This is a genomic window from Flavobacterium qiangtangense, from assembly GCF_042658345.1.
In the GTDB taxonomy this organism is placed as follows: Bacteria; Bacteroidota; Bacteroidia; order Flavobacteriales; family Flavobacteriaceae; genus Flavobacterium; species Flavobacterium qiangtangense.
The window spans coordinates 187,216-201,561 of record NZ_JBHSQB010000021.1; the positions used below are offsets into that span (position 1 = coordinate 187,216).

Annotated in this window: 11 protein-coding genes; 2 read left to right on the plus strand and 9 right to left on the minus strand. The window is 35.6% G+C overall.

Features of this window, described 5'->3' with window-relative positions:
• Window positions 1–8: 8 nt before the first annotated feature.
• From ACFPVY_RS17515 to uvrC, 7 genes are all read right to left on the minus strand, one after another.
• Entirely contained in the window at window positions 9–950 is a 942-nt protein-coding gene (locus tag ACFPVY_RS17515) for a tryptophan 2,3-dioxygenase family protein (RefSeq protein WP_379793463.1), read from the minus strand.
• A 3-nt stretch (window positions 951–953) separates the two neighbouring features.
• Complete coding sequence (locus tag ACFPVY_RS17520) at window positions 954–1,727, minus strand: DUF3108 domain-containing protein (protein WP_379793464.1); 774 nt, start codon at window positions 1,725–1,727, stop codon at window positions 954–956.
• Between the two features lie 297 nt (window positions 1,728–2,024).
• The gene (hppD, locus tag ACFPVY_RS17525) at window positions 2,025–3,188 is read right to left on the minus strand and encodes a 4-hydroxyphenylpyruvate dioxygenase (RefSeq protein WP_379793465.1); all 1,164 of its coding nucleotides are present in this window, start codon (window positions 3,186–3,188) and stop codon (window positions 2,025–2,027) included.
• A gap of 80 nt (window positions 3,189–3,268) precedes the next feature.
• The gene (locus tag ACFPVY_RS17530) at window positions 3,269–4,426 is read right to left on the minus strand and encodes a homogentisate 1,2-dioxygenase (protein ID WP_379793466.1); all 1,158 of its coding nucleotides are present in this window, start codon (window positions 4,424–4,426) and stop codon (window positions 3,269–3,271) included.
• Between the two features lie 236 nt (window positions 4,427–4,662).
• A complete protein-coding gene (locus ACFPVY_RS17535; RefSeq protein WP_379793467.1) occupies window positions 4,663–6,108 on the minus strand; it encodes an amino acid permease in 1,446 nt (481 codons plus the stop codon).
• Between the two features lie 95 nt (window positions 6,109–6,203).
• Entirely contained in the window at window positions 6,204–8,405 is a 2,202-nt protein-coding gene (locus ACFPVY_RS17540; protein ID WP_379793469.1) for a patatin-like phospholipase family protein, read from the minus strand.
• Between the two features lie 8 nt (window positions 8,406–8,413).
• Window positions 8,414–10,207 (minus strand): excinuclease ABC subunit UvrC, encoded by a 1,794-nt coding sequence (uvrC, locus tag ACFPVY_RS17545; RefSeq protein ID WP_379793470.1) that lies wholly within the window; start codon window positions 10,205–10,207, stop codon window positions 8,414–8,416.
• Window positions 10,208–10,444: 237 nt separating this feature from the next.
• Between uvrC and ACFPVY_RS17550 the strand changes: the two genes are divergently transcribed.
• Window positions 10,445–11,416 carry a succinylglutamate desuccinylase/aspartoacylase family protein gene (locus ACFPVY_RS17550; RefSeq protein WP_379793471.1) on the plus strand — a complete coding sequence of 324 codons (972 nt, stop codon included), beginning with the start codon at window positions 10,445–10,447 and terminating at the stop codon, window positions 11,414–11,416.
• A 1-nt stretch (window position 11,417) separates the two neighbouring features.
• Here the strand turns inward: ACFPVY_RS17550 and ACFPVY_RS17555 are convergent, their stop codons facing one another.
• Window positions 11,418–12,752 carry a Fic family protein gene (locus ACFPVY_RS17555; RefSeq protein ID WP_379793472.1) on the minus strand — a complete coding sequence of 445 codons (1,335 nt, stop codon included), beginning with the start codon at window positions 12,750–12,752 and terminating at the stop codon, window positions 11,418–11,420.
• 79 nt (window positions 12,753–12,831) lie between these two features.
• On the opposite strand from ACFPVY_RS17555, the gene ACFPVY_RS17560 reads away from it, so the two are divergent.
• Window positions 12,832–13,401, plus strand: a complete 570-nt coding sequence (locus ACFPVY_RS17560; protein WP_379793474.1) for a 5-formyltetrahydrofolate cyclo-ligase — start codon at window positions 12,832–12,834, stop codon at window positions 13,399–13,401.
• 277 nt (window positions 13,402–13,678) lie between these two features.
• On the opposite strand, the gene ACFPVY_RS17565 is transcribed toward ACFPVY_RS17560, so the two are convergent.
• A complete protein-coding gene (locus ACFPVY_RS17565; RefSeq protein ID WP_379793475.1) occupies window positions 13,679–14,272 on the minus strand; it encodes a lipoprotein signal peptidase in 594 nt (197 codons plus the stop codon).
• Window positions 14,273–14,346: the final 74 nt, after the last annotated feature.

Genomic DNA, 14,346 nt, shown 5'->3' on the forward strand with positions numbered 1-14,346 from the left:
TAAATCTATTAGACGTTTTTTTCTTCACCCCAAGAAGCTAATTCTTCTGGAGACCATAATTCTGGGAAAAAAATTCTTCTTTGGTATTTCGGATGCATGTATTTTTTCCAATCGCTTCCGCCAGTTGCTTCTCCATCACCTTTCCCGCTTCCATCAATGTATTTTTTTGCAGTATTCAAGTGTTGCATCACCCACGTAATGTTCACCGTGTGGTCATAATGACGCATCGCCTTGACTAATTCTGCATTTTTTTGGTCTTCTTCTGGTAATTCCTTAAATTTTTGCCACACATTTATAGTATTATACTCTTCCATATAACTCAAAAATTGTGGTTTATATTTTCTTTCAAACTCTTTTAACAGATATGATTTTTCGCCAGTGTGGTAATCTTTCCCAGCGGCTTGCCAATAAAGATGCTCCATCGCAAATTCATAAGAAGTATTTCTATCAATTGATTTTCTGAATCTGTAATCGATCAAATTAATCAAATCTGTAGAACAAAATTCAATCAAACGGTATTGCGCGCTTTGAAAACCGCTCGCCGGAGTAAGCGTATTTCTGAATTTCATGTACTGCTCAATCTCCATTCCGTCGCCCATAATGTCGAAAGATGTGGTCAGCATATCAAAATAACGGCTGATTCGCATCAATTTTTCGGTGAAATAAGCGGTTTGTGGTTTTTCGGTATGACACAATTGATCCATTTCCCAAAGAATCATTTTAAACAGCAACTCATTGACTTGATGGTACATAACAAATACCATTTCATCAGGAAGCGTTGTTCTTTGAATCTGTAAGTTTAATAAAGCATCTGTCTGGATATAATCCCAATAAGTTATTGGTTTTGACCAAAGTAGCCCTTCAAGGTGCGTTTCAGTTTTTTGATTAATTGCCTGAAATTTATTTTCTAATTGATCTAACTGATCTTTAATTTGGGGGGTGATATCCATCTTTTATTTTTCTGCTATGACTTTAAAAGAACCCTTCAGTCCTTTAAAATTTTCAATATCTGCCTTTAACGAACCAACCGCCAAACTGGCTTTAATTCTCAAAGGAACTTTATTGTCATCGTCTGAAATCCAAACAGTTAAGCTTTCTTCTTCTTTAAAAACGCGTCCGGCTTGAACATAAGGTCTGAAAATCATCGATTTTACTTTTCCAAATTTAGTGGATATAACTTCTCTACCCATAAATTTTAACTTAAACTTTGTCGTTTCGTCGTCAAAAAACATATCTATTGCAATCGATTCGCCCACTTTTAGTTTGTCAATTGAAGGATGATTTCTCAAATAATAAAAAGCGGAAACGATATCTTGCACATTTTCAGGAACAGAAATGGTTTTTTCTGTTTTATGCTTGTAATCTTTCACCAAAACATTGTTTGCTGTTTGATTAAAAAATCCTTCTTGGTCTTTTTTATAACCGCCTTCGTCAATTTTTCTTATGAATTGATACGGCTGTCCGGTTTTTTTATCAAAATAACTTTGGTAATCATCATTAACTTTAAAGAAAAACTTGGTCATTCCTGTGGTGTATCCATTGCCGACAACGTGGAAAACTTTTTTATTGTTTTTTGTAGCTTCTTTAACTTCTAAAGTTGCATAACCAGCATTTACTAATCCATAATGAATCCTGAATTTAAACCATTCTCCAACATCAAAGGTTTTATCTGATTGCGCTTGAAGCCCAGCAGTTGCAAGTAACATTATAATTAAAATCTTTTTCATAAATCTATTTTAAGTTCTTTGACAACTGAATATACAAATTTTATTCCAAATGTACCAAAACAAAAAAACCCAGTCAAAAATATGACTGAGTTTTTATGCTATTAACCAACCAAAAAACTATAAATTATGAAAATTTACATAAAATTCAAGGGAAACCACTCCCTCTCTTTTTGCGGGTGCAAAGGTATGTATTAATTACAGTATTACAATAAAAAAATTCACTTTAACACTTAATTAGCAAAAAATAGTCTTCTGAAAGGCCTTATTTTATATTATCCTCAGGATTTTAGTCAATTCTTATAAAGTTCCTCTCTTTTCTTGTTCTCTTTCAATCGACTCAAAAAGTGCTTTAAAATTTCCTGCACCAAAACCGCGAGCGCCCATTCTTTGAATCACTTCGAAGAATAATGTTGGACGGTCTTCAACCGGTTTTGTGAAAATCTGCAATAAATATCCTTCTTCATCAGCATCAATCATGATTCCCAATTTTTGAAGTTCATTGATATCTTCCTTAAATTTATCCATGTGATCTTTCAATCTTTCTGGAATGGCATCATAGTAAGCTTGCGGTGGCGTACTCAAAAATTCTATACCACGCGATTTCATATCGGCAACGGTTGTCACGATATCGTCTGTTGCGACAGCAATATGTTGCACTCCTTCATCCTCATAAAAATCTAAATATTCTTCAATTTGTGAACGCTTTTTCCCATTAGCCGGTTCATTAATTGGAAATTTAATTCTACCATTTCCGTTACTCATTACTTTAGACATCAATGCTGAATATTCTGTTGTAATTTGTTTATCATCAAATGAAAGAAAATTCACAAAACCCATCACATCTTCAAACCATTTAACCGCTTCATCCATCCTATTCCAACCAGTATTTCCAACCATGTGGTCGATAAATTTTAATCCAACAGGCTCCGGATTGTAATCTGATTTCCATTCTTTGTATCCTGGCAAAAAGATTCCGTTATAATTTTTACGTTCTACAAAAACAAAAACGGTTTCCCCATAGGCTCCATAAATACCTGCACGAACTACTTCGCCATTTTCATCTTTTTCAACGGTTGGTTCAAAATAAGGTTTTGCGCCACGTTTTGTAGTTTCTTCAAAAGATTTGCGAGCGTCTTCAACCCAAAGTGCAATAACTTTAACGCCATCACCATGTTTTTTCACATGCTCCCCAATTGGTGAATTACTATTCAAAGCCGTCGTCAAAACCAAACGGATTTTGTCTTGTTTCAAAACATAAGAAGCGCGGTCACGAACTCCAGTTTCCAATCCTGAGTAAGCCAATGACTGAAATCCGAAAGCTGTTTTATAAAAATGCGCTGCTTGTTTTGCATTCCCCACGTAAAATTCTACGTAGTCTGTTCCTAAAAGAGGCAAGAAATCTTGTGCTCCTTCAAATATTTTTTCTAATCCGTATTCTACTGATTTTAAATCTTTACTCATTTTTCTTTATATTTTTTCAACTCTGACAGGGTTTAAAACCCTGTCAGAGTTGGCGTTTTTTAGTTTTTTGCTTCTTTTAATTATTCTACCCACGATTTATAATACTGACCATCATCCAATCCCATCGCTTCTTCAGTGACCATCAAAGGACGGAATGTATCCACCATCACCGCCAACTCCTGAGTTTCCGTGTGACCGATGCTTCTTTCCATTGCGCCAGGTGCTGGCCCGTGTGGAATTCCTTTTGGATGTAACGTGATATGACCTTGTTCGATGTTATTTCTTGACATGAAATCGCCGTCAACATAATACAAAACCTCATCACTATCGATGTTGCTGTGATTGTATGGCGCCGGAATTGATTTTGGATGATAATCATAAAGCCTTGGACAGAAAGAACATACGACGAAAGTCGAAGTTTCAAACGTCTGGTGAACTGGCGGCGGTTGGTGCACTCTTCCTGTTATCGGCTCAAAATTGTGAATTGAAAATCCGTAAGGAAAATTATATCCGTCCCAACCCACAACGTCAAAAGGATGCGTGGCATAAACCACTTCGTGCAACATTCCTTCTTTTTTAATTTTTATCGTAAAATCGCCTTTTTCGTCAAAAGTTTCTAATTCCGAAGGCAATTTAAAATCACGCTCGCAAAAAGGCGAATGTTCTAAATGCTGACCTGATTCGTTTTTGTAACGTTTTGGAGTATAAAAAGGAGCGAAAGATTCTACGTAGAAAAGTCGATTATCTTCGGTATCAAAATCGATTTGGTAGATAATTCCTCTTGGAATAATCAGATAATCTCCATATTCAAAAGGAATATTTCCCATCATCGTGCGAAGCGTTCCGGTTCCTCTGTGAATGAAAATCATTTCATCGGCGTCGGCATTTTTATAGAAATAATCACGCAACGATTTTTGCGGAGCAGCCAATCCGATGGTGCAATCTTTGTTGACCAATAATGCTTTTCGGCTGTCTAAGAAATCAGCTTCTGGTTTTAATTCGAAACCTTTCAGCAATAATGACTTGATATTTTTTCCGATGGCAATTTTCGGCTCAACAGAATACGAAGCTTTGATTTCCTTCACCTGAGTTGGTCTGTGAACGTGGTAAAGCAAAGAAGAATGTCCGTGGAAACCTTCTGTACCAAAAAGCTGTTCGTAATACAAACCTCCGTTTGGTTTTTCAAACTGCGTATGTCGTTTTTGAGGAAATTCCCCCAATTTATGATATAGTGGCATATTTTTATGATTTAAGATTTATGATTTATGACTCATTACTATAAATCAATTACAATCATTCTGGGTTTCTTTTGATGAGAAACTTTAAGTGCGCTAATAAATCTGTCCAACTTGCATTCATAGTCACAAATATCGTAAAAATTAATTTTTTTGGTGGTATTATTATGAAATATTTATTGAAACTAAAAAGGCGCTAACAATTTAATTATTAGCGCCTTTTTATATGGTATCAAAAATTATTCAGCTTTATTCAATTTTGATTTATTTTTACCGTAAGCAAAATAGATAACTACCCCTAAAGCCATCCAAATCACAAGTCGTAACCAGCTTTCTGAAGGCAACGAATACATTAAATAAAAACAAACAGCGATTCCGGCGATTGGCACAAACGGAACCAAAGGCACTTTGAATGAACGCACTGCTTCCGGCATTTTTTTACGCATGATTAAAATTCCAAGACACACTAATGAGAATGCGAATAACGTTCCGATTGACACCATGTGGCCTAAGTCTTTGATTGGCACAAAACCAGCAAAAATACTTACGAAAACCATAAAAAAGATATTTGTTTTCCAAGGAGTTCTGAATTTTTTATGAATGTCTCCAAAGAATCCAGGTAGAAGTCCATCGTTACTCATTGAATAAAACACACGGCTTTGCCCCATCAACATCACTAAAATAACCGAAGTATATCCTGCTAAAATTGCGACAATTAATCCGGTTTGCAAGAAAGTATAACCTGTTACTGCAAAAGCTGTCGCCGCTGGTGAAGCATCGTTTTTAAATTCAGTGTAAGGAACAAGTCCTGTCATTACGTAAGAAAATAAAACGTATAAAATTGTACAAATTACTAAAGATCCTAAAATACCAATTGGCATTCCTTTTTGTGGATTTTTTGCTTCTTGCGCCGCAGTTGAAACAGCGTCAAATCCGATGAAAGCGAAAAACACAAGACCAGCTCCTGCGGCAATTCCGGAAACGCCTCCAAACTCAGCCACTTTTTTACCAGTCGTTGCATCAATATGCTCTGGAACATAATCTGGAATATATGGAACGTGAAAATCTGGGTTGATATATTGCCATCCTAAAACGATGAAAATGATTACTACAATCAATTTCATAATTACTAAAATGTTGTTTACAAATGCCGATTCTTTTGTTCCCCTTATTAATAGAAGTGATAATAGACACACAATAAAAATAGCCGGTAAGTTGATTAATCCACCTTCTGATGGAGCACTTGAGAATTCTGGTGGTATGGTTATACCAAATTGCGTCATTAATTTGTTTAAATAAGAACCCCAACTAACACCTACTGTTGCGGCGCCTAATGCATATTCTAAAACTAAATCCCAACCAATAATCCATGCTACAAATTCTCCCATTGTTGCATAGGAATAAGTGTAGGCGCTACCTGCAACTGGAATCATCGATGCAAATTCTGCATAACATAATCCGGCGAAGGCACAACCAACGGCTGCTAAAACAAATGATAAAGTTACTGCTGGACCAGCGTGATCTGCTGCTGCGATTCCGGTTAATGAAAATAATCCCGCTCCAATGATAGCTCCGATTCCCAATGCAACTAACGCTCTGGAAGACAAGGTTCTTTTTAAACCTTTTTCATCTTCTGACGCTTCGTTCATTAAGATCGCTAATGATTTTCTTCTCCAAATAGACATAAATTTGCTTCTTTAATAGTTTTATGGAGCCAAATATAGTTTTTTTAAAGAATAATTAACAATAAAAATTCAGGTTTAATATTTTCTGTAAGAAATTAAAACCAGAATCCGAGGCTAAACCAAGTGTGGTGATCTCCTGTTTCTGGTGACCAAGAATGTTTTAATTCTACTGGCCCTATGATCGTCTCAAGCCCATATCCAAAAGCATATCCCGAGTATTTTGGCTGTTCAATCCATTCATCAGAATCAAATAATTTATCGCCTACGTTGGCAAAATTTGCAGTGAAATTTAAGTGGTTTTTTCTGAAAATTTCATAATCAACTGTAAGTGCACCTTTGATATAGCTGTTTCCGGAAATACTAACAAAATCATAGCCATAAAAGTGCCTAAAATTATTGATCATGTTATAACCATATCCTCCCAAAATAAAATCATAGAAAGGCACCGTTTGCTCGCCAACGGTAAATCCAGCTTCTGATTGAAAAGTGAACGTCAGGTTATTAAAGAAGGTTTGCGTGAAAGCCATTTCTCCTTTTAAGATCGAAAATGTTTCAAATTCCTTCGTATAATCAGACGAATAAAAGAAAGGCTGAAATTCGCCACAGAACAAAAATCCTTTCTTCGGAAAATATTTTTTATCCATCGAATCAAATTTCAAATAAGCCAAACCGCTGATGTAATCGCTGTCCTCAATTTTTGGATTGCTACTTGGCAACGTTTTGGTTTCAATTTTCAGGTGCTTGTATTCTGCAGCAACTCCCAATAAAAATTTCTGCCTAAAAATAGTCTGAAAATAAATTTGATTTGAAAAATCGGTATAATCAATATTGATCGAACTTAATCCGAACAAATCTAAAAACTCACCGTTATTAAAATCCGTAAGCACATTTTTATTAAAAGTGTTCAATCTAGATTTTACGCCATAACTCCATCGAAAACCGTTATCTACATAATAATCAAGGTAATACCTAAAATTATCACCAAGACCAACATCCACAGAAATCACGTCATTTTTTGAGAGCAATTTCTTTTGTGTAAGATTTAGCAAAACTGCACTTTTGTACAATCCATCATAGTGAAGGCCAAATTTCAAATACGTTTTCACTCTATTTTCAACCAAATTCAGGTTCAAAATATCGTCGCCATTGGCAGATTTTGTAAACGAATAACCAATACTGCTGAAATTTTGCGTTGCACTCAGCGTATTAATTCCGCGATCTAAATCAGCATACGAAATCTTGTTTCCGGCTTTAAAACCAAGCTTTCCAATCACATACGATCGCGTATAATTTTCCAGCTGTGGCGTATTAATTCCGGTAATAGCAATCGAATCTTTAGAATTTACAGGATACGGTTTTTGAATTTTTCCGTTGCCCACAAGTTGCAATTGGTCGATCACTTTTCGCGCCGCTTCTTCGCCTCTTTTTATAATTTCATCACCTTGATCAAACGAAACCACATTAAATCCGTCAATATTTGGCTTGATATAAATATCGGTTTTCTTGATATTTTCAGGCATTTTCTGAATCATTTGCATATTGGTGATCTGAACCAAAATTCGAGTGGCATCGTTCAGCGCTTTTCTATCTTTAAAACCGTCTTGAACATCAACACCAATTATAATATCAGCACCCAGATTTTTAACTTCCTGAATTGGATAATTGTTCACAACACCGCCATCAATCAAGAATTTTCCGTCGATTTCCACCGGCATGTATAACGACGGAAACGCCGCGCTGGCAATAATCGCTTGAGGCAAAGAACCTTTGTTCAGCAAAACTTGTTCGCCAGTTTCAATGTCTGTAGCAATGCACAAAAACGGAATTGGAAGTTTATTAAAATCACGAATATGACGCACATCATGAGTCAATTTGCTGATCATATTAAAGTTGTAAAGTCCTTTTGAAAGCGCTCTCGGAATCCCAATTCGCATTTTTCTAAAAGGCAATGACAACGCATAAAGTTCGTCGTTTCTTTTTTCGTAAAAATTTTTAGTAGATCGCGGAATATAATCTTGAATCAAAGCATCATAATCCGTGGTTTTGAAGATCGAATCAATTTGCGAAGCGTTATAACCAGTGGCATAAAGTCCGCCGATAATCGCTCCCATACTTGTTCCGCCGATGTAAGAAATCTCGATTCCTTGTTCTTCCAAAACTTTTAAAACACCAATGTGCGCCAAACCTTTTGCACCGCCACCACTCAAAACCAAGCCGATTTTAGGCTTTTTTTGCTCTTGCGAAAATGCAACCGATATCGAAAATATCAGAAGAAATAAAAGAGCTAATTTTTTCATAGGGAAACTTACTTGGTGGAATTGTAAAAGTCGGTAATTTTTTTCGCTTTTGAAACACCTATAACGTCAGAAATTTCTTTTTCTGTCGCTTGAGACAATCTTTTAACAGATTTGAAATGTTTTATTAATGTAATCATCGTTTTTTCGCCAATTCCAGGAATCGATTCTACCGAAGTCGTCAATGCCGATTTGCTTCGCTTGTCTCGATGATGCGTAATTCCAAAACGGTGCGCTTCATTTCGCAATTGCTGGATAACTTTCAGCGTTTCAGATTTTTTGTCTAAATATAACGGAACCGAATCGCCCGGATAAAACAATTCTTCCAATCGTTTTGCAATTCCGATTATCGCAATCTTTCCTCTTAAATTCAAATCGTCCAGACTTTTCAACGCCGAAGACAGCTGTCCTTTTCCACCATCGATAATGATTAATTGTGGCAACGGCTGTTCTTCGTCAAGCAATCTTTTGTATCTTCTGTACACCACTTCCTCCATCGAAGCAAAGTCATTTGGGCCTTCAACGGTCTTGATATTGAAATGTCGGTAGTCTTTTTTACTCGGCTTTCCATCCTTAAAAACCACGCATGCCGCCACTGGATTTGTTCCTTGAATATTCGAGTTATCAAAACATTCAATATGTCTTGGTTCCACCGAAAGTCGCAAATCTTTTTGCATTTGCGCCATAATTCGATTTGTATGTCGATCTGGATCTACAATTTGCAATTGCTTCAATTGATCCATTCTGTAAAACTTCGCATTTCGCAATGACAAATCTAAAAGCTGCTTTTTATCGCCTAATTGTGGCACGGTAATTTTTATATTTTCACCCAAATCAAGATCAAAAGGAACGATGATTTCTTTCGACAAAAGCTTGAATCTTTCGCGTAATTCCACAACTGCCAATTCCAATAATTCTTCGTCGGTTTCTTCCAATTTTTTCTTCATTTCCAACGTATGCGAACGAATAATCGCTCCGTGAGAAATCTGCAAAAAGTTCACATAACCCATCGTTTCATCAGAAGTTATCGAGAAAACATCCACATTTGAAATCCTTGGATTCACGATTGTCGAACGCGATTGATAATTTTCTAAAACATCGATTTTGTCCTTGATTTTCTGCGCTTCTTCAAATTTCATTTCTGAAGCTAAATTTTTCATCAGCGTCCTGAAATCTTTTAAGCTTTCCTTGAAATTTCCTTTCAAAATTTCTCTGATCGCATCAATATTATTTTGATAATTTTCTAAGGATTGATGGCCTTCACACGGACCTTTACAGTTACCAATGTGATATTCCAAACACACTTTATATTTACCCGAATTGATGTTCTCACGAGACAAATCATAATTGCAAGTTCGCAATTGGTACAGTTCTTTAATCAAATCTAAAAGCGTGTGAACCGTCTTAAAACTGGTATAAGGCCCAAAATATTCTGAACCGTCTTTGACCATATTTCTGGTCGTAAAAATTCTGGAAAAAGGCTCTCCTTTGATGCAAATCCAAGGATAGGTTTTGTCATCTTTTAATAAAACGTTGTAGCGAGGCTGGAGTTTTTTGATTAGATTATTTTCTAAAAGCAACGCATCGGTTTCCGTAGGAACGACAATGTGTTTTATCGAAACAATCTTGCGAACCATCACATTGGTGCGACCGCTTTCATGCAATTTATTGAAGTAAGAAGAAACTCTTTTGCGGAGATTTTTTGCTTTTCCTACATATAAAATCTTGTCATCCTTATCATAATATTGATACACGCCCGGACTGTCGGGCAACGTTTGGATTTGAAGTTCTAAAGGAGTTCGCATTTGACAAAGTTACTCGCAAAAATTTCCAATTGCAAGCGATGATTTTTGATTTTAAATGGTTTTAGGAAATATTTAGCGTTGGCAAACTTGAATTTTATATTTTTATGGATTGAAAAGATAACCGCAGATTCGCAGATTTTCTAAAAAATTAAAATCAACTTAATTCTTTAAATCTGCAACGCGAGATCGAAGGTCGAACAAGCGAAGCAGTCAGCGGTAAAGAGCAGTATAAAATATATGGCAAAAAACTTAACGATTTTAGGCGAATCTATTCTTCCCGGCGAAAGTCGCACTTTAAATATGGAGATTGCAAAACTCCACACGATGACTAAATTGAAAATTCCGGTAATCATCGAACGTTCAGAAATTGATGGCCCAACCATTTTATTTTCTGCGGGATTGCACGGCGACGAAATCAACGGAGTGGAAATTGTGCGTCAATTAATCGTCCAAAAAATTAACAAGCCAAAAATTGGGACAATCATTTGTATTCCAACCATAAATGTCTTCGGATTTTTGAATCAAAAACGTGAATTGCCTGATGGAAGAGACATGAACCGCGTTTTCCCTGGAAGCATGAACGGATCTTTGGCCAGTCGTTTTGCTTATTATTTACTAAATGAGATCATCCCAAATGTGGATTATTGCATTGATTTTCACGCTGGCGGTGCCTCAAGATTTAACGCGCCACAAATTCGATTGGTGCCAAATAATCGCGAATTAAAGAAATTGGCCGATGTGTTTCATCCTCCTTTTGCCTTGTATTCTAGAAATATTGCAGGTTCTTTTCGAAATTCTTGCGATAAATTAGGCGTAAAAATGTTGCTTTTTGAAGGCGGAAAATCATTGGATATCAACGAATCAATCACCAGAGAAGGCGTTGAAGGAACAAAGCGGTTATTAGACCATTTTGGAATGCTAAACCCGAAGAAATCCATTTCCGCTCCCGATAAAAAGACGATTTACATCGAAAGATCAGGTTGGGTTCGCGCCAAGAATTCTGGAATGTTTCACAGTTTCACAACCATTGGAAATTATGTTCAAAAAGGAGAAGTTCTGGCCACAATTTCTGATCCTTACGGAAAAGTAGAAATCAAATTAAAAGCGCCAAATGCAGGTTTTGTAATCAATGTAAATGATGCACCGATCGTGTATCAAGGTGATGCTGTTTTTCATCTTTCAATTGGTTTGGAATATGGGGAAGCTTGATTTATTTTTTGTTTTCCCTTTCAGAAATTTTTTTTTCTATAAATTCTTTGTGCATTTTCATCTCTAATTTTACAATTTTATCAATTTCAGATGTTGTCAACCAAGTTCCATACGGTTTTTCAAAATATACTGTTCCTCGAGAGTAAACATTGTAACTTAGAGGAAAAAAATTGAAGGATATAACCGTTGAATAATTAAAGGCATCAAATCCCACTGTCCTAAAGCCTTTAAATTCATCATTAATTAAAACATTCTTCGTGGAATTTGAAATTTTATCAATTAATTCATTGTAAACTGCTTGAACAAATAATTCCTTTCCTTCACTGTCTGTAAATTCCAACGAAGAATTTCTATTAACGTAAAATCTTTCGAAACTTGAATTTTTCTGAAAAAGTTTATTATCAAGTTTTACAATAGAATTTTTAAATACATCTGCAATTAATTCTTTTGATTTAACTTTTGTTGCTTTTTCACCATAGCCTATTAGCCTTTGCTCCAACAAAGCAATCTCTTTATCTAAATCATCTTGCTCTTCAACACTTTCGCCCTTTGCTCCAGCAATCATTATATCTAATGACCTAACCAAATTCTTTGCAATATATCCGATAAAAGCTTCAATATTTCCCGCATCAGCAAGTTGCAATGCTAAAAAATAATTTTCCTTGTCTTCAGATTTAATAATTACTGGCGGAAATCCGAATTGCATTAAAATGAAATTCATTAAAATCCTTGCTGTTCTTCCGTTTCCATCATCAAACGGATGAATTCTTATAAATCGATAATGAAATTCTGCCGCTAAAAATATAGGATTAATCTCTTTTTCAGTTGACTTTTCTTTATACCAATTCAATAAATCGGTCATTCTTGCCGGTGTATCTTCTGGTGTTGCAAAATGAAAAATTTCACCAGTTTTGGTTTGAACGTGATTTGGTGATGATTTATATTTCCCTACATTTATTCTCTTCTTTGTAGGTTTTCCATCTGGCGTAATTGCATCAACTTCATACGATTCCTTAAGTAAAAGCTCGTGAAGTTCTCTAATGAAATTTTCTGTCAAAGGTCGTTCCCCTTTCACCATATCGATAACCCAATTTATTGCTTCATTGTGGCCAGTTATCTCAAAATGGTCTTTCAATGTTTTTCCTTGAGCTGTAACTCCAAATAAAATAAGTGCTTTTGTTTCTCCGTAAGTTAGCGCATTACCTTCCAAATGATTCGAATGAAAATTCCAATCTAAGCGAAATTTTTGCATTATAATAGCTTCGTGCTCTTTATCAATCGGGCGCAATGCATCCAATTCTTTTTTCAACTCTAAAGCATTTAAAATTTCCTCCATTTGGAATAATTATTTAATTCAAAACAAATTTAACTTTTAATCTTTCAGAAAACAAACTTTCATTTTTTACTTTTATCCCATGAACAAAAAAGAATTACGAATAAAATACAAAGCTTTAAGAGCAAAACTTTCTTCAGAAGATATTGAGGACAAAAGTCTTGCGATTGCAAACCAAGCCGTGAAATCAGACTTTTGGAACAAATTATACTACCATATTTTTCTTCCGATTATGGAACATAAAGAAGTTGATACTGAATTTCTATTGCAAGTTTTAGCCGGAAAAGACAAAGAAATTATCGTTTCGAAATCTAATTTTGAAACTCGAAAGATGATTCATTTTCTTTTGACTGACAACACAAAATTCAAGAAAAACGAATATAATATTCCAGAACCTGTCGACGGAATTGAAGTTCCTTCTGCTAAAATTGATGTGGTTTTTGTACCGCTTTTAGCTTTCGACAAAAAAGGACACCGTGTGGGATATGGAAAAGGGTTTTATGACAATTTTTTGGCAGAATGCAGAGAAGATGTCCTGAAAGTAGGACTTTCTTTTTTTGAACCGGAAGAAGAAATTATCGATGTCTGCAAAAGCGATGTAAAACTTGATTTTTGCATTACTCCCGAAAAAATATATGAAATAAAGTCGTAATTTTATGAAAAACAAAATTATGAAAACGACTTTAAGATTAATTATCGGAGTGTTTCTTGTGTCTTTCTTAGTCTCAAGTTGCAGCGCGAGCGCACGTGTCGAGCCTAATGCAAGAACGAGTGGCAGATCAAACAGCGCGAAGCCTTTGCCTCCTGGACAGGCAAAAAAAGTTACTGGTGAAAAAAGTGCGCGAAATCACGCACCCGGACGCAACTAATATCTAAATCAAAAAAATCCCGAATCGCTTCGGGATTTTTTATGTGACTATTTTTATTTTTTAATTTGTCGCGAACGCTTTTTTATTGAAAACAATCAAAATTCCAACACCAACGCATATTGCCATATCGGCTAAGTTGAAAATTGCATTGAAAAAAGTGAAATGTTTTCCGCCTAACCACGATGGTAAATCACCTTCCCAGATTGGAAAATAAAGCATATCGACTACTTTTCCGTGGAACCAAGTTCCGTAAGGTTGGTCTGTAAATAACGTGGCCGTTTGTCCGTGGCTTTGATCAAAAATAACTCCGTAAAAAACTGAATCGATAATATTCCCAAAAGCTCCTGCTAAAATCAAAGCAACGGCTACGATCAAAAAATTAGAACTTTTCTTTTTCACAGAATCCCACAGCCACCAACCGATTCCGGAAACGGCAACTAGTCGAAAAAGTGTAAGGATTAATTTTCCATAAGTTCCAGGAATTTCAACGCCCCAAGCCATTCCTTCGTTTTCAATTAATAAAATCTTGAACCAACTGGCAACATTTATTTGCCCTAATTCTCCATAAATGAAGTGTGTTTTGACATAGATTTTTGAAATCTGGTCAGCGATAAGAACAAGAATTACTAAAAGGTATGCTTTCTTTAATGACATTATAAGGAATTTGAGGCAAAAGTAACAATATTATTCATAAAAAACGCTCCAAAATTTAGAGCGTTTTTAAAATA